25 protein-coding genes are annotated in these 24768 nt (G+C 36.9%); 4 read left to right on the plus strand and 21 right to left on the minus strand.

The window, feature by feature from the left end:
* Window positions 1–2: 2 nt before the first annotated feature.
* The gene (locus HMPREF9013_RS06740) at window positions 3–1262 is read right to left on the minus strand and encodes a hypothetical protein (protein WP_006627638.1); all 1260 of its coding nucleotides are present in this window, start codon (window positions 1260–1262) and stop codon (window positions 3–5) included.
* 53 nt (window positions 1263–1315) lie between these two features.
* On the minus strand, window positions 1316–2683 hold the full coding sequence (locus tag HMPREF9013_RS06745) for an MATE family efflux transporter (protein WP_006627639.1): 1368 nt from the start codon (window positions 2681–2683) through the stop codon (window positions 1316–1318).
* A gap of 152 nt (window positions 2684–2835) precedes the next feature.
* On the opposite strand from HMPREF9013_RS06745, the gene rpmB reads away from it, so the two are divergent.
* Window positions 2836–3039, plus strand: a complete 204-nt coding sequence (gene rpmB / locus HMPREF9013_RS06750; protein WP_006627640.1) for a 50S ribosomal protein L28 — start codon at window positions 2836–2838, stop codon at window positions 3037–3039.
* A 48-nt stretch (window positions 3040–3087) separates the two neighbouring features.
* Here rpmB and HMPREF9013_RS06755 read toward each other — a convergent pair whose 3' ends face one another.
* The 14 genes from HMPREF9013_RS06755 to sufC form a co-directional block, all read right to left on the minus strand.
* Window positions 3088–3696: a thiamine diphosphokinase gene (locus HMPREF9013_RS06755; RefSeq protein ID WP_006627641.1), complete on the minus strand. Its 609-nt coding sequence runs from the start codon at window positions 3694–3696 to the stop codon at window positions 3088–3090.
* The gene (gene rpe, locus HMPREF9013_RS06760) at window positions 3693–4322 is read right to left on the minus strand and encodes a ribulose-phosphate 3-epimerase (RefSeq protein ID WP_006627642.1); all 630 of its coding nucleotides are present in this window, start codon (window positions 4320–4322) and stop codon (window positions 3693–3695) included. Before rpe ends, HMPREF9013_RS06755 begins: the two co-directional genes overlap by 4 nt.
* Window positions 4319–5188 (minus strand): ribosome small subunit-dependent GTPase A, encoded by an 870-nt coding sequence (gene rsgA / locus HMPREF9013_RS06765; protein ID WP_006627643.1) that lies wholly within the window; start codon window positions 5186–5188, stop codon window positions 4319–4321. The genes rpe and rsgA overlap by 4 nt, the downstream gene beginning before the upstream one ends.
* Before the next feature lie 7 nt (window positions 5189–5195).
* Window positions 5196–6815, minus strand: a complete 1620-nt coding sequence (locus HMPREF9013_RS06770) for a protein kinase domain-containing protein (RefSeq protein WP_006627644.1) — start codon at window positions 6813–6815, stop codon at window positions 5196–5198.
* Entirely contained in the window at window positions 6812–7558 is a 747-nt protein-coding gene (locus tag HMPREF9013_RS06775) for a Stp1/IreP family PP2C-type Ser/Thr phosphatase (protein ID WP_006627645.1), read from the minus strand. The genes HMPREF9013_RS06770 and HMPREF9013_RS06775 overlap by 4 nt, the downstream gene beginning before the upstream one ends.
* Window positions 7555–8601: a 23S rRNA (adenine(2503)-C(2))-methyltransferase RlmN gene (rlmN, locus tag HMPREF9013_RS06780; RefSeq protein WP_006627646.1), complete on the minus strand. Its 1047-nt coding sequence runs from the start codon at window positions 8599–8601 to the stop codon at window positions 7555–7557. Before rlmN ends, HMPREF9013_RS06775 begins: the two co-directional genes overlap by 4 nt.
* Window positions 8602–8606: 5 nt before the next feature.
* Window positions 8607–9821 (minus strand): 16S rRNA (cytosine(967)-C(5))-methyltransferase RsmB, encoded by a 1215-nt coding sequence (gene rsmB / locus HMPREF9013_RS06785; RefSeq protein ID WP_006627647.1) that lies wholly within the window; start codon window positions 9819–9821, stop codon window positions 8607–8609.
* Window positions 9822–9897: 76 nt separating this feature from the next.
* A complete protein-coding gene (gene priA, locus HMPREF9013_RS06790) occupies window positions 9898–11982 on the minus strand; it encodes a replication restart helicase PriA (protein WP_006627648.1) in 2085 nt (694 codons plus the stop codon).
* A 53-nt stretch (window positions 11983–12035) separates the two neighbouring features.
* Window positions 12036–12560 (minus strand): 5-formyltetrahydrofolate cyclo-ligase, encoded by a 525-nt coding sequence (locus HMPREF9013_RS06795; protein WP_006627649.1) that lies wholly within the window; start codon window positions 12558–12560, stop codon window positions 12036–12038.
* Window positions 12553–13959 (minus strand): Fe-S cluster assembly protein SufB, encoded by a 1407-nt coding sequence (gene sufB / locus HMPREF9013_RS06800; protein ID WP_006627650.1) that lies wholly within the window; start codon window positions 13957–13959, stop codon window positions 12553–12555. The genes HMPREF9013_RS06795 and sufB overlap by 8 nt, the downstream gene beginning before the upstream one ends.
* Entirely contained in the window at window positions 13949–14407 is a 459-nt protein-coding gene (gene sufU, locus HMPREF9013_RS06805) for a Fe-S cluster assembly sulfur transfer protein SufU (protein WP_006627651.1), read from the minus strand. The genes sufB and sufU overlap by 11 nt, the downstream gene beginning before the upstream one ends.
* 9 nt (window positions 14408–14416) lie before the next feature.
* Window positions 14417–15631: an aminotransferase class V-fold PLP-dependent enzyme gene (locus HMPREF9013_RS06810; RefSeq protein WP_006627652.1), complete on the minus strand. Its 1215-nt coding sequence runs from the start codon at window positions 15629–15631 to the stop codon at window positions 14417–14419.
* A complete protein-coding gene (locus HMPREF9013_RS06815) occupies window positions 15628–16428 on the minus strand; it encodes a SufD family Fe-S cluster assembly protein (protein WP_006627653.1) in 801 nt (266 codons plus the stop codon). Before HMPREF9013_RS06815 ends, HMPREF9013_RS06810 begins: the two co-directional genes overlap by 4 nt.
* Window positions 16425–17267, minus strand: a complete 843-nt coding sequence (gene sufC / locus HMPREF9013_RS06820) for a Fe-S cluster assembly ATPase SufC (RefSeq protein WP_006627654.1) — start codon at window positions 17265–17267, stop codon at window positions 16425–16427. The genes HMPREF9013_RS06815 and sufC overlap by 4 nt, the downstream gene beginning before the upstream one ends.
* Window positions 17268–17383: 116 nt before the next feature.
* On the opposite strand from sufC, the gene HMPREF9013_RS06825 reads away from it, so the two are divergent.
* From HMPREF9013_RS06825 to HMPREF9013_RS06835, 3 genes are read left to right on the plus strand one after another with little or no spacing between them, the layout of a single operon-like run.
* The gene (locus HMPREF9013_RS06825; protein ID WP_006627655.1) at window positions 17384–18364 is read left to right on the plus strand and encodes a peptidylprolyl isomerase; all 981 of its coding nucleotides are present in this window, start codon (window positions 17384–17386) and stop codon (window positions 18362–18364) included.
* Window position 18365: 1 nt separating this feature from the next.
* Window positions 18366–19238 carry a peptidylprolyl isomerase gene (locus HMPREF9013_RS06830; RefSeq protein WP_006627656.1) on the plus strand — a complete coding sequence of 291 codons (873 nt, stop codon included), beginning with the start codon at window positions 18366–18368 and terminating at the stop codon, window positions 19236–19238.
* Window position 19239: 1 nt separating this feature from the next.
* Window positions 19240–19644: an HIT family protein gene (locus HMPREF9013_RS06835; RefSeq protein ID WP_006627657.1), complete on the plus strand. Its 405-nt coding sequence runs from the start codon at window positions 19240–19242 to the stop codon at window positions 19642–19644.
* A gap of 33 nt (window positions 19645–19677) precedes the next feature.
* Here HMPREF9013_RS06835 and HMPREF9013_RS06840 read toward each other — a convergent pair whose 3' ends face one another.
* Genes HMPREF9013_RS06840 through HMPREF9013_RS06860 form a run of 5 tightly spaced genes read right to left on the minus strand, consistent with a single transcriptional unit; the run spans window position 19678 to window position 24760 of the window.
* The gene (locus tag HMPREF9013_RS06840) at window positions 19678–20679 is read right to left on the minus strand and encodes a LacI family DNA-binding transcriptional regulator (RefSeq protein WP_006627658.1); all 1002 of its coding nucleotides are present in this window, start codon (window positions 20677–20679) and stop codon (window positions 19678–19680) included.
* Window positions 20680–20715: 36 nt separating this feature from the next.
* Entirely contained in the window at window positions 20716–22602 is a 1887-nt protein-coding gene (locus HMPREF9013_RS06845; protein ID WP_156780660.1) for an alginate lyase family protein, read from the minus strand.
* A gap of 51 nt (window positions 22603–22653) precedes the next feature.
* Window positions 22654–23472, minus strand: coding sequence for a PTS system mannose/fructose/sorbose family transporter subunit IID (locus HMPREF9013_RS06850; RefSeq protein ID WP_006627660.1), 819 nt, complete (start codon window positions 23470–23472; stop codon window positions 22654–22656).
* The gene (locus HMPREF9013_RS06855; protein WP_006627661.1) at window positions 23459–24247 is read right to left on the minus strand and encodes a PTS mannose/fructose/sorbose/N-acetylgalactosamine transporter subunit IIC; all 789 of its coding nucleotides are present in this window, start codon (window positions 24245–24247) and stop codon (window positions 23459–23461) included. Before HMPREF9013_RS06855 ends, HMPREF9013_RS06850 begins: the two co-directional genes overlap by 14 nt.
* A gap of 21 nt (window positions 24248–24268) precedes the next feature.
* On the minus strand, window positions 24269–24760 hold the full coding sequence (locus HMPREF9013_RS06860; protein WP_006627662.1) for a PTS sugar transporter subunit IIB: 492 nt from the start codon (window positions 24758–24760) through the stop codon (window positions 24269–24271).
* Window positions 24761–24768 lie beyond the last annotated feature (8 nt).

Here is a 24768-nt window from a genome sequence, read left to right on the forward strand (position 1 = left end):
TCTTATTTACTAGTAAACATACTCTTCAAACGATTTGTAAGAGTATCTTCCTTTTTCTTCCCTTTTCTACTCTTTCGGAAAGAAATCTGGCGGACGAATTCATCCACATCTACGCTATCTTGTATTTCTCCATAAATAGGGAGCTTATCTTGATAAGCATAGAATAAACCCAAACAAGTCGCCAACGCCGCATCTCTTCCCCCTAAAGATTCAGGAATGTAACTACGAGTTTCCACTTGGAGGTTCTTATTCAAAAGTTTTACAAAACCCTCTTGTTCTCCACCTTCACCATTAACTATAACAGTACTTTCACCTGTTTTCAATATTGGAGAGCAAGTATTTACAACTGTTTCAATCCATTGGGACACACGCTCCCAAATTGATTTCATAAATTCTTCTTCACTCAAAAGAAACAATTCTCCATTTTTCAATTTCCACATATGAATTGGATTCTTTGAAAATACTTCTTTATCAATTTGTGTGCCATATTTTAATAATTCAATGGCCATTTCTTTGGTCAAACCATACCTATCTATAACCGGTTGAACCATGTCGACCAATCCGCCTTTAAACAAAACCGAATTTTGAAGTTTTCCCCTGTAAATTTGATTTAAAGTCGTTGAATCATATTCCAAATCAATCGAAATGATTTGCTTATTTAAAGAAGACTCAATCAAAGCCGCCTCTTTCGCAATCGCAAAGCCGGACACAAATAAATCCATCAAAGTCAAACCGGCATTCTGGATGACCATAGCGATATCGTAAGCTAACTTCTTATCCACAAAATATAAATCCACATCCACAGTTAATTGAGAACAACGATCCCCAATCGGAGGTTTTCTTGTGCTAATCCCATTGATTGTAAAACGAGATGCCGTGCTTTGTACACGGACATATTGATCACCATATTTTAAAGTTTCCGCCTTATGAATGGCACCTTGAATATCTTTGGCAGTGATCACACCATCAAACCCCGCAATATCCACTGTTTGTTTGGAATTCAAATGTTTGAAACGATACGAAGGAACGCAAGTAATCACACCTTTGATATCCATCTTTAGTTTTTCCTTCACCTGCTGAACCGCTTTATGAATAGCATTGACTAAAGCATCTTGATTCTCAACCCCTGTATAACTCATGCCTTGACAAGGAATACGAACCACTTGAAAAATTTGAAAACGAGTGTTAAAAAATTCTCCTACCACTAAGCGTACCTCATGGCTAACAATCTCTAGGGTCGCATATATTTTTTTCTGACTCACCGAAAGACTCCTTTCATCGTTTCTATAGTACCATAAGCTCTATCTATTCTGTATTATTTTTCCAACGCAATTGCTTTTCTTTCATTTTCTAATGCCCCATGCACTTGACGTAAGGTCATCAGTAACATAGGCATCAAGAATAAATCTGCTCCTAGCCAAGCTGTTTGATCAGCCCAAGTAATAGCCTCATAGCCAAAATCTTTAACAAAAACCAAACTAACAAAAACTCGACAAATCATTTCAATCACACCGCAAAAAATAGCTCTATTAGCAAATCCTAATCCCTGAACAGCCATTCTACCGATATTCAAAAAAGACAATAACCACCAGCCATACCCCATTCTTCTCAAATACAAAGCCGAAGCATTTAAAACAGCCCAACTATCCCGATTCACAAATAACATACTTAATTGATAACCAAATAAAATCATGATCGCGCCAGAAATAAGAGAATATATTAATGCAATCCCAATTCCTTTATAAATCCCTTCACGGATACGACCTTCTTCTTTCGCCCCATAATTTTGTGAGACATAGGTAGAAACAGCAGCTCCAAAAGCATCAAAAGGACTTAACATAAACAGTTTGATTTTCAAACCGGCAGTAAAGCCGGACACATATAAAGTTCCCAAGCCATTATTAGCCGCTTGAAGAACCATTGAACCGATAGCTGTAATGGAATACTGAAGTCCCATGGGAATTCCCATCCCTAAGACTTTTCGACTTTTTGACCATTGGAACATTCTTTCCTTTTTCCCCATTTGTAAGATGGTGAATTTTCGACGAATTAAAATCAAACAAAGAAATCCGGAAATGGCTTGAGAAAGTACCGTTGCGAAAGCTGCTCCAAAAACCCCCATCTTTAAAACAACAATGCAGAAGACATCTAAGAAAATGTTTAAAATAGCAGACAAAGTTAAAAAATAAAAAGGGGTCTTGGAATCTCCTACAGCTCTTAAAATACTAGATAAAAAATTATAGAGAAGTGTAAAAGGAATACCTATAAAAATCATTAAAATATACCGATATGTATCTTGATAAATTTCTTGAGGAACTTGTAAAGCATGTAACAAAGGATGAATCATAAAAATAGTGATGGACGTTACCGATACTGCTAAAATAATCATCCAAAAAGCTCCTTGATATTCGTATTGTCTCATATGAGACAACCGATTACCTCCAAATTCTTGAGCAACCGGAATCGCAAAACCAACCATACTTCCAATACAAAAACCTAAGACTAAAAATTGAACAGAACTGGTAGCCCCAACGGCCGCTAAAGCATTGGGACCTAAAATTTGTCCGACAATCGCCGCATCCGCCATGTTATAAGTTTGTTGAAATAAATTTCCCAACAACAAAGGAAGGCTGAATTCCAATATCAATCGAAGGGCATTTCCCTTTGTCATGCTTTTTATCATAGTGATCATTTCCTCCCATTTCTACTTATTATACGGGAAAGAATCGTTGTTTTTCCAACCATTTCTTATGCCGGAGTGGATTTCCCCTTGCCAAGATTTGATTTTTTTGATAATATTGTCAAGCATTCAAAAACAGGTAAGGAGGTTATGGTATGTCTAGAGTTTGCACCGTATCCGGTAAGAAAGCTTTATATGGAAACAAACGTTCCCACTCATTACGAGCTACACGTCGTAAGTGGAATGTTAACTTACAAAAAGTTCATATGATTGTGGATGGCAAGCCACAAACACTACGCATTTCTGCTCGTGCCCTTAAGACCTTAAAGGCAGGACAAAGAGTTAGTGAAGCTGAATAAACCTCTTATGAGGTTTTTTTATTGATCATTAAAAGGGGCTTGAACGAATCAAGCCCCTTTTTCATCCTCACATTGCATACATAACACCAACCCTTTTCTCACGGTTAATTCAATCTCATCTTGAAGAAACTGATTGGATGTTGCGAATAAATCTTCCTTCGTTAAACGTAATTTTCTTAAAGGATATAATAATCCTTCTGCACTTAACTCACTACTATCATTTGTTAAAAAAGAAAGATACTTATATTCCTTTTGAATTCGATATTGACCAGGTGCCAACACTTTCAATACTTGATGATGGTCACGCATTTCAATTCCCGGATACCGATATAACAAACCGATATTGACTAACTCATGATCCATTCTTCCTCCCATTGCTCCCCAAAGGATGATGGAATCATATCCTTTTTGTTTTAAAACTTTTAAAGAAGCCGCACTATCGGTATCTTCTTTTAAAGTCGGTAGTACGATGACTTCTTCAGCAAAGTTTCGTATTTCATCTAAAGCATCCGTCGAATCAAAATCACCAATTGCCAATTTCATAAAGATTCCTCTAGTAGCTAAAAAATCGGCTCCATAGTCCACTCCAATCCAATCCACATTGGTATATGACGGCAATTCTTGAACCCTTCCCAAGATAACAATCGCTTGATTCATCGCAAACTTTGCACTCTTTCCTCAATCTTTCCTTTAAAGATATAAGAACCGGCAACCAAAACTGTTGCCCCTTTCTCTTTACAAAGATAACCGGTTTCCTGATCAATTCCTCCATCCACTTCAATTTCGAAATTTTCTGAACGACGGGCTAACTGTTCAATTTTATCCAGAGCCATCGGCATAAACGATTGACCACCAAACCCCGGTTCCACAGACATGACCAAAACAATGTCTACCAGACTCAAATACTCCTCAATCGCAGATACAGGGGTAGCTGGTTTGATAGAAATACCAACCTTTACACCTTGTTGATGTAGCTGATGAATGAATGGAACAATTTCTTCTTTCTTTAAAGCCTCCACATGAAAAGTAATGGCATCCGCTCCCGCTTTAATAAAGGCATTGGCATAGAAAATAGGATCGCTCACCATCAAATGAACATCAAAAAATTTATGGCTACTAGATCGAAGCCCTTTGACCACATGAGGACCATAACTCAAATTCGGCACAAAATGACCATCCATAATATCTATATGGATCCATTCTGCACTAGATTGATTCAATTCATCCATTTGTTGGGAAAAACGGTTCATTTGAATAGCTAAAATAGATGGGGCAATTTTCATCGTTTCATCCTCCTGTTTTCTTCTCTTATTAAAGCTAGCACTTGCAAATAAGACTGGTACCGACTTTTGGCTATATCCCCTTTTAAAACAGCTTTTTTAATAGTACAGTCCGGCTCATTTTCATGCAAACAATCGTTAAATCGACACTGATGAAGATATGGTTCAAAGTCGGGAATACAATCAGCCATATCCTTTAGTTCTAAATGCGAAAAACTCAAAGAACTAAAACCTGGTGTATCGGCTACCAACCCGCCAGCGATTTCATGCAATTCTGAATGCCGAGTGGTATGCTTTCCACGTCCTAAAGCCTTGGAAATTTCCTGTGTTTCTAAATGAAAACTGGGATCTAGCGTATTTAACAAAGTTGATTTACCCGCTCCGCTTTGCCCGGTTAAAACGGTTATTTTACCTTCTAAAGAATGCTGGATGGCCGGATTTATAAATCCCTTTTCCGTTCGAATCACCAGCATTTTTCCTCTTTCATAGGCTTCTATTTCTGTTTCGACATCATCCGGATATTTCAAATCAGTTTTTGTAATCACTAAAATCGGTTTAATTCCGGCTGCTTTGACTAAAATAGATAGCCGATCCACCAAGGATGTCGAAAAATTAGGATCCACCACCGACATCACAATAAAAGCCTGATCTACGTTCGCAATAGCCGGTCGAACAAGCGAATTACGCCGAGGTAAGATACGATCAATGACATAACGATCCGTTTGATAACTCACCTCCACCATATCTCCAACTACCGGGGAAAATTGAAGTCGCACTTTACCCGCCACCCGAGCCATCACTTTTTCTTTTGTGTCTTCCAAAAATACACCATAATCTTTAGAAACAATTTTAATAATTTTCGCTTTCATCTCTCTCCTAATAAAAGAACAAGGTCACATAATTGTTTTTTTTCTGAACAAATGCAGTTCCTACCTTCGGTTCTACATCCACCACAACACCAACTTGAATCTTATCCAATTCTTTTTGTGTCATATGACTTGTATCCCGGTTGGAACGACGGACAACAAATCCCATGGCTTCTAATTCCTTGGCTGCTTCATCCACTGTTTTACCAAGAATATCTTTTGGAATGATCTTGGTTGGATAGGCCGAATACTCCAATTGAATCGTCGCCCCTTTCTTCGGGTCAAACAGACTACCTGGCTTCAACCCGGATTGACTTAGAATCGTTCCTGGCTTTTCTTTTGACTTTTTAGCCTGAATATGTACCTTTAATTTCGGATAGGCGGCTAATTGTTTTTGAACATCTTCCACATTTTGACCACTATAGTCTTTTACAAGAATTCCTTTACCACTCGATATGAGTAAGGATACTTTCGTTCCCTTATGAATTTCTTTTCCAATTGCAATATCTGTTTTACTCACCAGACCAGCTTCATATTCTCCCGATAATGCATGTTGAATTTTACGTTCATCCACATCCAAACCGACTTCTTTTAATCTTTGTTTAGCTTGGTTGATATCCAATCCTAATATATTCGGCATCACTACTTTTGCAAAATAATGGTTATATACCAATCCTAAGGTTCCCAACAAAACCAAAAACATTAAACCGATCAAAACCACTTTTGAAAAATAGGATTTCTTTTTTTGACTCTTTTCTTTTTTCTTTTTTGGAACGGTCTTTGGAATATACAATTTGACATCGGAATCTTTCATGGATAAGCAAGTTTCTAAATCCGCTAATAAAGCTTCACAATTGTTATAACGATCATTTTTATCCTTTGCCATAGCCTTTAAACAGATATTTTCAATAGCAAGTGGCACCTTCTTGTTTTTATAGCGAACAGACGGCACCGGTTCACGCAAATGTTTCATCGCTATTTGAATGGCTTGTTCTGCTTTATAAGGAACATCTCCCGTCAACATTTCATAGAAAACCACTCCTAAGGCATAGATATCTGATTGTGGTGTGGCCGGATCCCCTTTCGCTAACTCAGGAGCTAAATAATGAACTGATCCCATAACATTATTGGCTCTGGTCAATTGCAGATTTCCTTTCGCTATAGCAATCCCAAAATCCAACACTTTGATCGTTCCATCGCTTTTCACAATCACATTTTGCGGTTTGATATCTCGATGAATAATCCCTTTCATATGGGCGCAAGCTAAAGCAGAAGCCAATTGTTTCAGAATATCTACCGCTTCTTCTAAGAATAGCGGTGCTCTTTGACGAATCATTTCTTTTAACGTTTGTCCTTGTAAATATTCCATCACAATGTAATGGTGACTGCGATAATCTCCCACATCATAAATTTCTACAATATTCGGATGAGCTAAAGCCGCCGCAGCTTGAGCTTCTCTTTCAAAACGGACAATACTTAAAACATCTTTACTTAAATCGCTATGTAAGATTTTGATCGCTACTTGGCGATTTAAGATCATATCCACCGCCAAAAAAACATCCGCCATGCCACCTTTACCAATATGTTTAATCACCTCATAACGATTAGCAATGACATTTTTTTGACTCATCGATCATCACCTCGCAAATCCACAATAATAGCTGTCACATTATCAAAGCCGCCCACTCGATTGGCAACTTCAATCAAACGCCGAGCTTTTTTAGCGACCGGAATCGAATTGGAAAACAAGATCGATCGAATGACTTTTTCATCTACGTAGGCATGTAAGCCATCTGAACAAAGAAGAACGCCTTGAATTCCTGAAAAACCATGAAATTCATCAAAGCGAACATCCCGCCACACACCCAGTGCATTTGTCAACATATTCTTTTGTTTTGAGTGTTTCGCTTCTTCAAGTGTCATTTCTCCTTTACGAACTAAATCGTTCACATAAGAATGATCTTGGGTGATTTGTTGGAAACGACCATCTGCAAACCAAGCATACGCTCTTGAATCGCCAATATTCACAAACCAGCAACCCAATTCACAAACTAAAAGAGCACAAAGCGTTGTTCCCATTCCCTGATAATCCGGATGACTTTGTGCATAGTAAAAAATTTGTGAGTTTGCATTACTGATCGTATTACGCAACCATTCATGGATCTGATTTGGTTGATTGAATTTTAAAGACGACGAAAAACCCTCACACATCACCGATACTGCAATGCGTGAAGCAATATCTCCTCCTCTGTTTCCTCCAATTCCATCCGCCACAACGGCCAACACATCCTTAGATTCATTTGTGGCAATCACATAAGAATCTTGGTTGCTTTTACGGATAAAGCCTTTGTCGGTGATTCCATAATACTTCATACACGTATTCTACCTTTTTCGTGTTTAGCTCTTAATTGGCCACAAGCCGCATCAATATCATCCCCATGTTTCTGACGAAGAGTGGCTTTGACTCCATGTTTCATCAACACATCATAAAAATGTAATGCTGTTTTATCATCCGTGGATTCATACCCTTTTTCATCCACTTTATTGTATGGAATTAAATTCACATAGGCATTCATTCCTCGAATCAAATGAGCTAATTCAATCGCATGCTGATCTGAATCATTAACACCATGTAATAAAATATATTCAAATGTGATGCGACGATGATTACTTTCACTATATTCTTTTAAAGAATCCATCAATTCTGATAATGGATAACGATGATTGATGGGCATCAGTTTATCTCTTAATTCCTGATTTGGTGCATGCAATGAAATAGCCAAATTATATTGATAATGACTTTTTGAAAACTCACGAATTTTTGGCACGATACCGCAAGTGGAAATCGTAATATGTCGGGCTCCAATCCCTAAACCAATATCTTGATTAGCAGTCTTACAAAAACCCAAGACATGGTCGTAATTGTCAAAAGGCTCTCCTGTCCCCATGACAACAATATTACTGATACGAAGATTTTCGCTATCCAACTCTTTTTGAACATACATCAATTGACCCAGGATTTCTCCTTGGCTAAGATCTCTTTGTTTCTTAAGAAGACCCGAAGCACAAAAAGTGCAACCCATATTACAGCCTAATTGAGAAGTAACACAAAGACTTTCACCAAAATTAAAATGCATTAAAACCGTCTCAATAGAACTACCATCTTCTAACGAAAACAAATATTTCCGAGTTCCGTCTTTAGAAACTTGGCGCATCACTTCTTTGACTGGCATAATGATAAAATGAGATTTAAGTTCTTCAATAAAAGAAGTCGGTAAATCTGTCATTTCTTCAAAACTTAACACTCGTTTACGGTATAACCAGGTGAATAATTGCTTAGCACGATACTTTTTTTGTCCTAATTCTAAAACCAGTTCTTCTAATTGGTGAAGGGTTAAATCGTATATTGTTTGCATGCCTTTTATTTTACCATATCTTTTCGTTTTCTTCTTAGCTTTGCGTAATAAAAACCATCACTTCCATTTTTCGGAAAAAACGTTTTTTCTTTCTCTAAGATAAATTCTTCATATTGGTTTAAAAATTGTTGAATTTGTTTGTGATTTTCTTTTTGGTTAAGTGTGCAAGTACTATAGACCAGAATTCCTTCTTCTTTTAAATAAGAAGCATTAACCTCTAAGATTTTAGATTGTAATTGTTGAATTTCATCTATGGAATTCGGACTAATGTGATAACGTATTTCTGGTTTATGACTTAAATCTCCTAAACCCGAACAAGGCACATCCAATAAAATTCGATCAAAGGCTTGCTGCCAATCTTTCCGAAAACAACTGGCATCTTGTAACTCACTGTGAATGATCTTAGTACCTGTTTGACTAGCCAATTGATCCAGCAGTTTTAAACGATGAGGATAAATATCACAACTGATGATTTCTCCGTCATTACACATATACGTAGCGATCTGTTGGGATTTGGTACCAGGAGAGGCGCAAGCATCCAAGACTTTCAACCCCCTTCTTAGATCCAATTGTGGGACAATCATTTGAGAATGGCGGTCTTGAACTAATACTTTATGATTTCGAAAAGCTTCGGTGGAAAGTAGATTACCTGTATAGGAAACACAATCGTTTTCATAGAATGTAAATCCGGTCAATTCTTCTTTTTTAGCTAAAAAAGGATTATACCTTCCATACACTTTAGACGGTTTTTGGTTTTCTGCTAAAATTTCTAGGGTTTTATTCAAGCCATATTGAGCCAACCACAGACGAATCAACCATTCCGGATGCGAATAACGAATCGCCAAGTCTTCCGGATTATTTCCCATCGGTTCTATCCATTCAGATTGAAAAATCTTTCGTAATACCGCATTTACAAACCCTTTTTCCTGCGATTTCACCAATTCAACTGTAGAATTGACAATCGCATAATCCGGCACTTTCATAAAATGATGTTGGTATAAAGCCATCACCAAAAGAACATCCATTTTCTTCTTGATTTTTTTCACAAAGGGTTTGTATTGTTCTTGCAAAAGCTTGTAATGACGTAACGTTCCATACACCACCTCTGTCACAAATCCTATACTACCCTCTATTTTTAGCTGTTTCAAACTCAAAGACGCATATGCATGATCATATAAAACATGCTCCAAAATTCGAACAATGGCTTCTCTTTCTTTCATACTTACTCCAAATACAAAGGATTGACATCAATCTTCATCCCTTGTAACTCTACTGTTGTCACTTCTAAAAAAGCTCTTATTTTTTTAATAAATTTTCTAAATATTTCTCTTTCACCACAATACGATAACGATATAAATCCTGTTTTTTTAATAATGCAGCAACCCCCAAGCTAAAACAAATCTTCGCTATTTCTTGCTGAAAATTTTCCGCTATTTCTCTTACTTTCTCTTCTTTTCTACCTTCAAATGTAAAGCTGACAAAAGAAGTATAAGGTGGATATTTAGCTAAATGGCGGTAGACCATTTCTTGCTTAAAAAAACTTTCATAATCCTGTTCGATAGCAAAGCGAATAGCAAAATGAGTTGGATTATACACCTGAAAAATAACAGTTCCTTTTTTTTCTCCTCTTCCACTTCGCCCAGCTGCCTGCATCAAAAGATCAAAGGTATGTTCACCACTTCGATAATCACTTCTTTGTAAACCATCGTCTGCATTTAAAACGCCTACTAAAGTCACATTAGGAAAATCCAACCCCTTAGCCACCATTTGTGTTCCAACAAGAATATCGGCTTTATGGTTCCCAAAAGATTCCAAAATTTTTCGATGAGCGTTCTTTCGTTGCGTGTTGTCAAAGTCCATTCTCAAAATTCTGGATTTCGGAAATTCTTTTTGTACTTCTTCACATAAACGTTGTGTGCCAAATCCATAACCACTAAAACCGTGTTCACTTCCACAATGCGGACATCTTCTCAAAACCTTCATTTCATAACCGCAACTATGACATTTCATCTTTTGACAATCCGCATGATACGATAGTGCCAAGTCACAATGTGGACAAGTTAATACTTCCTGACAAGATTTACAACGCAATAAGCGACTATATCCCCGTTTGTTTAAAAGAAGAATGGCCTGTTCTTTTTTTCTTAAAACTTCTGTTAGTCTCTGTTTCAATTCATCCGACAAAATGTAATCCTTACCCTGACGGATTTCTTGGCTCATATCCACCACATGAACTTTAGCCATATCTTGACCAAAACGAGTCTTTAAAGAAACCATCTGATATACCCCTTTTAGTGCTTTGGCATAACTTTCCAAAGAAGGGGTCGCCGATCCTAAAACCAAAGGGCAATGATGAAATCCAGCTCTTTCCACCGCTACATCCCGACAATGGTAACTTGGTTGCACATCCTGTTTATAAGAAGAATCATGTTCTTCATCCAACACAATTAAGCCTAATTTTTGAAAGGGTAAAAAAATGGCCGAGCGTGTTCCCACAATCACTTTCAAACGTCCTTGTTTGACAAGTTGATATTGTTCATAACGTTCTTGTTCATTCAAACCCGAATGATACATTCCTAAGTCTTGACCAAAGACACGTGAAACACGGTTGACCATTTGTGGTGTCAACCCAATTTCCGGCACTAATATCAATACCTGTTTTCCTTCTTCTATTGCTTTTTTTGCTAAATGAAGATACACTTCCGTTTTCCCGGATCCTGTTTGCCCATATAAAAGATGAACTCCTTCTTTTCTTTGGATCAACTGATATGCTTTCGTTTGTTCTTGATTCAAAACCTTCAAAGGTTGCACTTCCTGTTCGGCTTGTAAAAAGGATAAACGTTCTTGAGCTTTCTTGATGAAAACTCCCTTATTTAACAAAGTTTTTACGATGGATGGATATTTTTTTCGTAATTCTGTATAAGAAATAGGAGTATGTTCTTGAACATAGCGTAAGCATTGCGCCTGTTTTACACTGAGAGAAAAAGATTCATCGGCTACCTCGATGATCTGCTCCAAAACAACCGATTTCACTTTCCCCTTCACTCTTTTTTTATTGGTCATCATCACCTGAAAACAAGCAATGGTGGTAGATAATGTTTTTTCTTTTAACCACAAGGCCAAATCATATAGTTCTTGATTCAGTAGTGGCTCTTCATCTAAAATTTGTTGGATTTCTTTCACCGGATACCCCAGTTTTTGACTAAGACTTTCTAAAGTCCCATCATATTCTTCACTATGATCCACAAAAGCCATTCGCCGACTCTTTCCAAAAGGCACATAACAACGGATACCTCTTTCAATTGGAACAGATGATCCATAGGTGAATAAATGATCTAACGAATGAACTGCATTTTCAATCCAACATTCTACTTTGTACATAGGATTATTATATCAAAAACCCCTCTACCCAATCACCCCATTCCATAAAAATCCTACCCCATAGGATAGGACTCTGTGATCACAATATCTAAAGGAACATCATGGCTTTCGCTTTCTATCTGATCTACTTCTTGTTCTTGAAAAGCTAAGCCGATTTTGAATGTGGCATCTTTTAAAACCGTATCGTAATATCCCTTACCATAACCACATCGATTTCCCTTTCGGTCAAAAGCACAAACCGGTACTAAAATCAGATCCATCTCTTGGATGGCTAAGGAAGATCCACCTGTTGGTTCTAAAATGCCAAATAAACCCTTCTGTACTAAATTTGAATCATAGGGATAAAAACAAAGAGTTCCTTTTTCTACCTTTGGCACATATAAAGAAATCCCTTTTTGCTTTAAAAGAAGATTTGTTTCAACTTCACAACCCGTTGATATATAAAGAGCGACCTTTTGTTTCCCTTTCATCCAAGTTAATGCTTTTTCTTGAATGATTTGACTATATTGATGCCTTTGTTTTGCACTTAGAAGCCTTCTTTTTTCTTGACCTCTTTTTCTGGCTTTGATCTTATCCAATAGAACCACTCATATCTAACTTCAATAGCTGATTCAATTCCACTGCGTACTCCATTGGTAACTCCCTCGTAAATGGTTCTAAAAAGCCCATCACAATCATTTCCGTTGCTTGCTCTTCACTCAATCCACGTGACATTAAATAAAATAATTGATCTTCTGAAATCTTAGAAACCTTAGCTTCATGCTCAATCGTAGAATGGCTATTTAAATTGATATCCACTGGAATCGTATCCGATTTAGACCGATTGTCTAAAATCAATGTATCGCATTCAATATGCGATTTCGCACGATCTGCTTGTGGTAAAATTCTAATTTCATCTCGAAAGTTCGTAACACCGCCATTTCTTGAAACAGACTTTGAAATAATAGAAGACTTCGTATCAGGAGCCACATGAATCATTTTAGCTCCTGAGTCTTGAAATTGATTTTGCGAACCCACCGCAATAGATATACAAAGACCCGTTGCCCTTGCTCCAGCTAAAATACAAGAAGGATATTTCATCGTAATACGAGAGCCTATATTGCCATCAATCCATTCCATTGATCCATCTTCTTCCACTTTCGCTCTTTTCGTGACTAAGTTCAAAATATTACCCGACCAGTTTTGCACGGAAGAATAGCGACACTTCGCTTGTTTTCCAACAAAAACTTCTACAACTGCCGCATGTAAAGAGTCCTTAGAATATTGTGGAGCTGTACAACCTTCCACATAAGAAATTTCAGCTCCATCATCCACAATGATAATGGATCGTTCAAACTGTCCCATAGATTCTGAATTGATACGAAAATACGATTGCAAAGGTTTCTCCAGCTTGACACCAGGTGGCACATAAATGAAACTGCCTCCTGACCAAACGGCTGAGTTCAACGCAGCCAACTTGTTATCTCCAGCTGAAACAATGGTTCCAAAATATTTTTTAAAAAGATCCGGATATTCTTTCAAAGCCGAGTCAATATCAAGGAAAATCACCCCTTTTTCTTCCACTTCTTTTAGCATGGAATGATACACCGCTTCCGATTCATATTGTGTCGTCACTCCGGCCAAAAATTCTCTTTCCGCTTGAGGAATACCCAATTTTTCAAACGTATTTTTCACTTCTTCCGGGACATCCTGCCAAGATTTTCCAGTTTCATTAGAAACCCTTCTAAAATAGGTAAAATCTTGAAAATCAATATCTTGTAGATCCGGTCCCCACTTCGGTAGTGATAATTTTTCAAAAATATGGAAAGCTTGAATTCTTTTTTCACACATCCATTCCGGTTCTTTTTTGAGCTTTGAAATTTGACGGACAATCTCTTCACTGATTCCCTTTCCTGTATCAATAATACTGGTCACGTTATCGTGAAAACCGTATTTATAGTGATCTTGGGATGACAAGACTTCTTCTCTATTTTTCATCCGGTTCATCCTCCTTTTCCAATATTTCTTGCAATGCGGACCAACCGATTGTGGCACATTTAATCCGATTCGCTTGACGATACACATTTTTCAAGGCGATTGCCTCCTCTAAAGAATCTGGATCATAGGCTTCTTCATGAACCATATGTAAAAAATTCTCTATCAGTACTTTCGCTTCTTCTTTGGTTTTCCCGATCAATAAGTCTGCCATCATAGAAGTGGAAGCCGTAGAGATAGCACAAGCCACCCCTTCAAAATTAATATCCTGAATGATGCCTGCTTCAACCTTAGCCTCCACAGTAATATCATCAATACAACTATCACTCGCTTTATGAACTGACTGATAAGGTGCTTTTTTTATTAATTTATGATGATGAGGATATTGGTAATGATCTAAAATCAATTCCCGCAACACTTCCGGTTGATCTCGATATTCTAAATTTCCCATACTTTCTCCTTAAAAAAAGATATCAATTGTCTTTTCAAGACTGATTTCACGCATCACTTTTACAAATCGATCAATCTCTTCTCTATTGTTATAGATAGCTAAAGAAGCTCGTACGGATTGATCCGTACCAATAATATGATGCAATAATTTAGCACAATGGTTTCCCGAACGAACAGCAATATGATGATGGGCCAAATACCCTGCCACATCTTGCGCAAATATTCCCTTCACATTAAAAGTGATTGGGCCAAAACTATTTTTTGGATTATAAACTTCCATCAAATCCAATTTTCTTATTTGATCATAAAAATAAGTCCTTAATTCTTTTTCATAGGCCTCAATTTCATCCAATCCGACACTCAATAAAAAATCACAAGCTGCTCCCAAACCAATCACACCTTCAATATTTGGGGTACCGGCTTCAAACTTATATGGAGCATGTTTTAATTCCACTTGTCCTTTTCGATAGAAACGAGCATTCATACCTCCACCAAGAACTATTGGATCCAAAGCCTCTAAAAGTGTTTGCTTTCCATATAAAACTCCAACGCCATTAGGACCATACATCTTATGGCTTGAAAAACAAATATAATCCACATCTAAATCTTGCACGTCTATTGGATGGTGAGCGATTGTTTGTGCCGCATCGACAACCATCATAGCCCCCACTTCATGAGCCAGTTGTGCTAATTCCTTGATTGGTTGAATCGTTCCTAAGACATTCGTTACTTCAGCAACCGAAACGACCTTCGTATTTTCTTTCAAAGAAATCTGATCCAACCGAACTTTCCCCACCTCATCCACCGGAAGATACTCTACTTCAATACCTAATTCTTCCTGCAAGCGAAACCAAGGCAACACATTTGAAGCGTGCTCCCCTTCGGTAATATAAACCACGTCTTTTGGCTGAAGTTGTTTGCTGAGACCATATGCAATTTGATTCAAAGAAGCGGTCGCATTGGCTGTAAATACAATTTCTCCATCCGATTTGGCATGAATCAATTTCGCTACTTTACGTCGTACAGACTCATACGCTTGATCCGCTTTAACCGCTGTTTCATAATCTCCTCTTTCCACATTGGAATTAAAATCATAGTAGTAAGAAAGAATGGACTGAATCACAGAATACGGTTTATAGGTCGTTGCACCGTTATCCAAATAAATCAATTCCGGATGATTTTGAAGCATCGGAAATTGTGAGCGAATATTGACTAAATCCATCATAAATGAGCCAACTCACTTTCTAATTCTTCACTTAATTTCTGGTTCAATTCTTCATCATTTAAAAAGTGTGTCATGGATTGTAGATAACCACGAGCAATTAAAGCAGTGGATTGTTTAGCCGTTAAACCGCGACTTTGAAGATAAAACATTGTTTCAGCATCCATACGTCCGATGGTCATTGCATGTGAAGCTTGCACATCATTCTCATCAATAATTAATTCCGGAATAATGGTACTCTTTTGTCCTTCTTCAAAGCACATCGCTCTGGATTGTTGGTGGGATTGTGACTTGAAAGATCCGTTAACAATTTTACCAATAGCATCTATATATAAATCTCCACCCTTTAAAACAACCGCAAAATTTTGAATTTCACCTAAGGTATGTGGCGCTAAGTTAACCACATTTTGAACCAAATGATACCGATTCGCCACCAAAGCAGAACTTCCTACCAGACCATGGGCATTTGGCTCACGTAAAGCCATCCAGACATCACGTTTTACTTCCTGTTTAGATAATTCTGCATATAAAACATGTGCCTTTGCATCAGCCATTACTTCGTGATGCTCTTGTGTTTCCAATGGATTGTTTAAACAATTCCAAACCAAATAACAAGTCGAACTGTTAGCGTAGTTAAATGTCCTAAAATGAAACTTTCCAACCTTTTTTAAGCGAATAAAAACTTGTGCATTTTCGCTATGATTTTCCAAAGAAAGTTCAACATCTCGATCAGTATCCACCAAAATTTCGGTCAACCCTTCTTCCAAATGAATTTCAGCATCGGAACGAACGAGGATCATTTTCCTTCTCCTTTAACCGTCATTTCTTTTACAGCACAACGACCAAGAACCGATCTTGGCTTCACTTTTGATTTCAAATTTTCCGGCGGTATAATCCCATATTTTTCATAGACCCAATCATAACCTTCAGAATCAATACGACGAGCTAAGTCCCCATCTCCTTGAATCGCAATCTTTCCGTCAATCAATACATGTGTAAATTGAGGCTCAATCATCGTAAAGAAACGATCGTAATGAGAAACAATGATCAAAGACATTCCGCTTTCTTGACGAAGTTGATTAATCACCTCTGCAACTACCCGCATAGCATCTACATCTAAGCCTGAATCGACTTCATCCAACATCGATAAACTTGGTCGCAACATTTCCATTTGAACGATTTCATTTCTTTTCTTCTCACCACCCGAAAAACCCTCATTCAAAAAGCGATGGGCTAAATCTTCTTTCATTTGTAAATCTTGGATGGTTTTTTCCATGGTTTTAATAAAGGTAAACAACGGTACCGGTTGTTCACGACGAACATTCATCGCCGCTCTTAAAAAATCAGAATTAGTGACCCCGGGAACTTCTTGTGGATATTGCATAGCTAAGAATAAACCGGCAATTGAACGTTCATTCACCGGCATGGCCAATACATCCTTACCATCATAGAAAATAGAACCTTCTGTCACGGTATAATTTGGATTTCCCATAATCGTAGCTAATAACGTTGACTTCCCATTTCCATTAGGCCCCATCAACGCGTGCACTTCATTTTCACGAACGGTCAAATCAATACCTTTTAATATTTCTTTGTTTCCAACCGAAACATGCAAATTTTTAATTTCTAGTTTTTTCATAAGTCTCCTCGATGGAGAAATTATAGCATTGTTCCTTCATTTTGCCTTGTTAGATGATTATTTGATAAGTCGTGTTTTTTCCCTTATAATTTTACAGAGTTACAAAGGAGGCTCCTATGGGTAAATTTTTAAAAAAGAACTGGTTTGTAGTCATGATCGTTATTATTTTTATCGGCATCTCTACTTACTACATTTATGATACAAATAAAGGAAAACTAAAAGGGAAGAAAACGAATGGTGAAGACGTTGTTTTCTCCATTGATAATAGTCATACAACCGCTAACCAACTCTATGACGAACTCTATCGTTTATCTGGAAAAGCAGCCATTACAACCCTTTTTAAACAAAAGGTAGCTGACGCTGCCATCAAAACAACCAACGAGATGAAAGATATCTCTGCTGCCCAAAAGAAAAATATCATTTCTCGTTATGAACAACAATATGGTTCTAAGTATGAAGCTAAATTAAAAACAGATTTACAACCAACCGGCTATACCGATTTAGAAGAATACCTGATTAATCAACAGAAAATTCAAAAGATTGCGGCAGATTATGCTAAAAAACATTTTGATAAGTTGAAAATTCGCCAAATTTCTTATATTTTAATAAAATTTGACAATGCCAAAAAAGCAAGTAAAACACCTACCGCAAAAGAAAAGGCCAAAATGGATGCTGTAGATAAAAAATTAAAGGCAGGCATGGCCTTCTCCAAGGTTGCCGCCAAGCATACAGAAGACACAACAGCCGTTGCAAATGGTGGTAAATTGGGGATTATTGATAAGAATACCTCAAAATTAGACTCTTCTTTCTTGGAAGCTTCTCTAGCTTTAAATGAAGGAGAAGTCAGCAAATGGATTTATTCATCTAATTTTGGCTTCTTTAAGATTAAGGCAGATGCCACAACAGCGAAAACCCTTTCCGCTTTAAACGCCAAGAATGATCCATTCTTACAATTAGTTTCCACTTATGATAACACTTTAAGCAATCCGGCTATTTGGGAAAAAGCCAAAGAAGTAGGCGTTGACTTTAAAGGTAATAAAGAATTAGAAAACACCATTAAATCTTCACTTGGTGTAACAGAAAGTAGGAATAAGTAATATGAAAACCATTCAAAAAATCGCTTTTTCGTTAGTGACTGTGATTGCTTTAGCCGGATGTAGCGATGCTGTTACCAAAGTAAAAGATGCCCAAAATACATTAGTAACCATCGCAGGTGAAAATTTAACTAAAGGTTCTCTTTATGCTTTCATGAAAAAATCTACCGGTGCCAGTACTGTAAACTCTATGGCCTTAAAGAAAATTTCTGAAAAAGAAGTTCCTGTTAACGAAGATATGAAGAAAAAAGCCAAAGAAACATTAGCTAACTATAAAAAATTATATGGCGATAGTTTCGCTTCTTACTTAAAGAGAATGAATTTGAGTGAGGAACAATATATGAATAACTACTTAGTTCCATCACAACAAGCTCAGAAATTAAGCGAAAAATACATTAATGCACACTACGCTACTATTGTTAAAAAATATCAACCCGTACAGGCAACGGTCCTAAGTTTCCCTACCGCTAAAGACGCCAGAGAGGCTTTAGCTGAAATTAAAAAAGGAACCGCTGTTGAAAAAGCAGCAAAAGCCCACAAAGCTTCCAACAAATTTATCAAACAAATTTTCACTCTTGACTCCAAACAGATTGACTCCCTCGTTCGAAATGCAGTACAGTCACAAGATGAAAAAATGAATTGGACTATGGTAAGAAGTTCAGATGGTGCGAGTTTTAACTTAATCAAAGTACATTCAAAAGACAGTAATACCTTGAAAAACGAAATCATCAAAATCTTTAAGAAAGATGATAAAATCACCTCTGATTCCACTGCTTATTTCTTTAAAAAGTATCAATTCCATGTTTATGACAAAGGTATTTATGATGCCATGAAATCTGATTACCCTCAATCTTTGGTTCAGGACGCTAAGAAATAATATGTGTTTATTTTGTGATATTGTAGCCGGAAAAATTCCAGCCTATACGATCTATGAAAATGATGATATTTTAGCTTTTTTGGATATTTCTCAAACCACAAAAGGTCATACTTTAGTCATTCCAAAGAAACACTATGATTCCTTATTGGATTGCCCCACAGATGAAGCCATCCGACTTATGACTGTCATTTCTGAGTTATCAAAAACATTAGTTACCTCTTTAGAGGCAAAAGGAATCAATGTGTTAAGCAATGCTGGTGAAATAGCTGGTCAAACGGTTTCCCATTTGCATTTTCATCTATTACCTCGTTATTCTAAGAAAGACGGTTTTCAAACCATCTTCTCTGAAACAAAACATCCTGATTACCTTGCGACTTTAAACCAAATCAAAAGAGACAACCCATAACCATAGCGGTTGTCTCTTTTACTTTATGAAAAACTATAATGTTGATTCGTGCCAGTGAATTTCACAAGCTAAAATTTGATTTGGACATTCCTCTGCTTTCTTTTCAATCGCATCTACTAAAATTTTAGCCGATTGATAACCTTCTTCATAAGCCGGTTGAACAATGGTCGTAACAGAAGGAGCGGATAAAGTAGTCCATTCCGTATTATCAAAACCAATCAAGCCAATGGTTTCCGGCATTAAATTACGATAGTTTCTCATCGCCAAAAACACCCTCGGCAATAAAAAGCAATTCGCTACAAAAATTAAGGTTTTTTTACCAAATTTCAATTCACCTTCAATCAATTTTTGAAGATCTTCTACTTGAATATCGCCATCTACAATTTTCGTTTTCCAAGATAATTTTTTCAATTCCAAAGCATCTTCAAACCCTTTTACACGTTCCATTCGGGTGCTTAAAACACTAGGATTTGCAGTAATCATCATAAATTCATCATATTGAGAATCAGCGTACTTTGAAATCAAACTTAAAACCGCCTCGTAATTATTGGTCTTGACCCACTTTTCATCTTCCATAGAAACTTGTGAATCAATAAAAACCACTTCTTTTCCCTTTTCCTTAATAATTTTCGTTAAAGAAGAGAAACGACGTGAAGGCTGAATAATAAATCCATCCACCCCCATCGATAACATTCGATGAACATAATTTTTCTCAATTTCAAAATCATAATTACTATTTCCAACAATCAGTTGATAGTGCTCCATTCGAGAAAAATCATCAATGCCTTTTACAATTTGGTTAGCAAAAGTGTTAGTAATATTTCCAATAATGACACCTATCAAGTGTGTGTGTTTCGAACTTAAAGAACGAGCCGCTATGCTGGGATGGTAGTTTGTTTCCATAATGACTTTTTCAATTCGTTTTTTTGTTTCTTCTGACATCTTATCCATTTTCCCGTTTAAATAAAAAGAAACGGTTGTTTTGGAGGTGTTTGCCCTTTCAGCAATTTCTGTAATTGTTATTTTTTCACTCATAAAAACCTTTCTTCAATCAGACTTATAGTAACATCTTTAGCAACTTCTTAATAGGTATACCTGTTTTTCATGAATGACGATAGCTTTAGCATGAAACGGAATATTTTGACAAAATAAAATTTTAGATCCTTGATAAATCTCTTCTTGCAAAAGAACAATCGTATAACGATTCCCATTCTTTCTCTCAATCGTATACGCTAATCCTTGCTTATCAGAAAGCATTGAATGATCCCCTTGTTGAATATTCACCTGATGAATCTTTGTATCAGGCGGATAAAAACAAGTCACAAAACTGCCCTCTTCTTTAAAATCATGATCAAGTTGCGCCACCAGATGATTTTCCAATTGATTATACGCTTTGGAACAAACTCCTTTTTTTAAAGTCAGAGAACCGGTATAAAACCAAGAAACTTCCTCTAAAGAAGTAATACTTGGATCAAAGTGGAAGAATTGACTTGCGGTATGTCTACCTGAACAATGTACCTGATCCAATACCAAGCAAATCCCCTCTTCTATAAATACGATTTTTCTTGTCCATACTTCCAAAGGATTTTCAGATAAAATCGTTCCTTCTAAATAATGAAACTCACCTACATGTTGAACAAAAGTTGGCATAACCTTCGCAAAAGCTTTGTAAGACCAACTACCTTCGGGAAGACAATTTTCTTTTTCATCCACCAATAAAACATTATGGCTTCTTTGAGATTTTAAAAGAGGTCTTAATTCACAATCTTCTCGGTACGTATAACGTCCTGTATCGATCACAATCGGCTTTCCATCTAAAAATAAACTGAAGTGTAAATTGTCACTATGCCCATGACCACTGCCCAAAGAACTATTTAAAAACATCAAGTAATTAGCCGATGAATTCCAAGAGCTACGAATGGTATAAATACCTGAATAATCACCATCGTAATATCGTTGAGTCATTTCTTGCTCCATTTGGTTAACATAAAAATCTTTGATATCTTGACCAAAACTAAAGAAAGACTCTCCTTCTATCCCTTGAACCAAACTTAAATCTTCTTTTTTTTGAAGTAGAAAAGCCGAACGCAACAACACATCATCGATAGAAACTTCATCACTATCCCCATAGGCTTCTATTTTATTTTTTGGAGTTATCAACTGTTTTAAAGCATTGGTCATATTGAAAATAGAGTAAGCTAATAATCTCTTTAACTCTGTTTCTAATTCTACATAATAGTAGACCTTTTGAAGACTATTTAACACTTCAACATGATACATGGTTGATTGTTCCCAATGCATACCATCTGGATAAATCTGTATTCGTAACTGATTTTTAAATTCTTCCAAAGCCCAATTCAGTTCTTCTGTTAATTCTTCAAATAATGGTAAAACAATCAATAAAGAAGCAATCTGTATACTTCCCCAGTTACTCAAGGTATATTTAGTTTTATACTCTTTTTTTAAATATAAAGCTTGTTTTTTCATGTTACAAAGAATCATTTCCAGTTCTTCTTTATTCAGCATATCAAAAGCTTTAAGATAAGGAAGTAATTCATAAAAATTCAATAAACGAATCCCCGTATCCAGTGTTCGAGTAGAGAGATCTATTGTCATCTTAGGATGATCTTTCACCCATAGAAGCATCCATTCTTTTGCTTTCAATAAGTAGCGCTTATCTTTTGTCATCTGGGTAGCTAGTGCTAAGTCTTTGAGATAATCCATTCGATTTAACATAAAGCACCATTCTTCATCGCCATTGGGATAAGCCAACCAATCCATAGGATCTAAGGTATAGCCTTGTAAACAACGTTCCATATCCCATCGCCTATCGAATATAAAGGTATGGTTTAAAAGACGCTTAGCATTATCTAACGCCCTTTCATCCTTAAAACAAGATTCTTTTATTTTCTTTCGGACGATCATTTCGTCCAAAATTTTTTCAGCTATTTTTTTCATATACAATAAAGAAAAAGGAAGCAATACTTACGGTTGCTTCCTTGAGGATGGTTATTTCAAAATACCACAGAAACTAAGGGCGATACCAAGAACAACAGTAATCAAAACCAATTTATAGGTAGTCATCCCCTTCTTCTTGATGAGATAATACATCAACAATGTGTAAAGCACCGGTAATAAGGCAGGAGCTACTTTATCCAACATAGCTTGAATATTCACTGTTGATTGTTTTACACCTTGTTGAACTTGACCGGCTGCTAAGGAAACTTTTACATTCATCTTCACGAATGTAGCTGCCAATCCAGCAATAACAGTCACACCAATCATGCTGGCTGCTTCAGAAATAGTTCCCATTTGGCTGGATAATTTATCAATCATATCGGTACCAAGTTTACGTCCATAACCACCAACAATTAACTTGATCGCTAATAAAGTAACATTTTCAGCCAATAAGAATAATAATGGAGCTAAACTGAAACCTTGCATGGCCATAGAAGCAAAAATAGTTGAGAACAATGGAGCAATACAGAATTGTGATAAAGAGTCACCAATCCCGGCTAAAGGTCCCATCAAAGCCATCTTGATACCGCGAACCTCTTCGTATTCATAACCGTTATCAGCCATTGCTAAATGAATGGAGGTTACAAATGGTAAGAAGTTTGGGTTGGTATTATAGAATTCAGAGTTATTTTCCAATTCTTTAGCCAATTTAGCTTGATCATCTCCATACATTTTCTTAAAAGCAGGATACATGACTAAAGCATATCCTAAACCTTGATAGTTCGTATAATTAAATCCATTTTGTAAAAAATAGGCACGCAATGTGGTCTTTGTATAATCAGCCTTCGTTAATTTATTAAATCCAGTCATCGTGTTCTTCTCCATTTCCGTTTTCTGTTTGTACAACGGCTTTTTTATTGGAATCATTGTAGTACTTGATAGCGAAACAAGCTCCAACTAAAGCAATTCCCATAACAGGCATCTTTAAATAAGCAGCTAAGATATAACCAAGAATAGCGAATGGAATTAATTCCTTCTTTAACATAACTGTCATGATCATAGCGAAACCAATGGCTGGTAACATACCACCAGCTACTGACAATCCCTTCAACAATTGAGCTGGAATCAACTTCACAACATTGCTTAACCATTCCATGGAATAAGCTCCCGTAAAACCTAGGGCAAAACCGACAACAGCGAATAATACAACCGTTGCGTTAGCGTGCCAACGGAATGCTGAGAAATTTTGTTTCTTAAGAGCTTTAGCAGCGGATTCCGGTCCACCAGCACGAACGGTATAAATAGCCGTTTGTAAGAATTGAATCGCTACCGCAAATGGAATCGAAAGCGATAAAGCGGATTCTGGTGTTACACCAGGAACTGTAATTGCCATCAAAGTACCAATAATACCAGGTCCGATTGGATTTGGAGGAACTGTTCCACCTGCCCCAACGCCGAATCCCATAAAAGCTAATTCAGCAATTGCACCACACTTTAAAGCCGTTGGGATGTCATTCAAGATCAAACCAACACCAAAGCTTAAAACAATAGCACGGTTTGTGAAAATCCCGAATAACATACCGGAATAACAGAACGCGGTCCATAAGCCAATTAAGATGGCTTGGATCAAACTAATAGTTACCATATCATTTTCCTTTCTCTCTCATCATAGGTAATTTTTTATGTCCACCTGAGCAGCCCCATCGGTTCCTCCAGGTGTTGTGACCGTATTAAATTGAATCTTGTATTTTTCAACCATCGTCTTAAGAGCTTCTTTATCTTGAGCTCCTAAGAAAATGGAACGAGTAACCATTTCTTTTCCTTCAGCATTATGGATATTGCCAATATTAATTTCCTTAATTGGAACACCCCCCTCTACCAGTTTTAAGGCATCTTCACAATCCTTAATCACCAAGAAGATCGTTTGTTGGGGACTAGCTTTATGAATGATATCAATCACTTTTTGAATGCTAAAGAATCGAACAGCCAAACTCTTTGGTAAAGCTGTTTTCATCAGTGTTTGCGACATATGATCCTCACTAACCGCATCGTTAGCGACAATCACGGTGTTAACACCTAACGTTTTTGCCCATAAGGCCCCTTGACCATGAACCAACCTTTCATCGATTCTAGTCATGACAATATTTGGTGTGCTCATATTTTCCT

The organism is Bulleidia extructa W1219 (assembly GCF_000177375.1).
Classification (GTDB): domain Bacteria; phylum Bacillota_I; class Bacilli_A; order Erysipelotrichales; family Erysipelotrichaceae; genus Bulleidia; species Bulleidia extructa.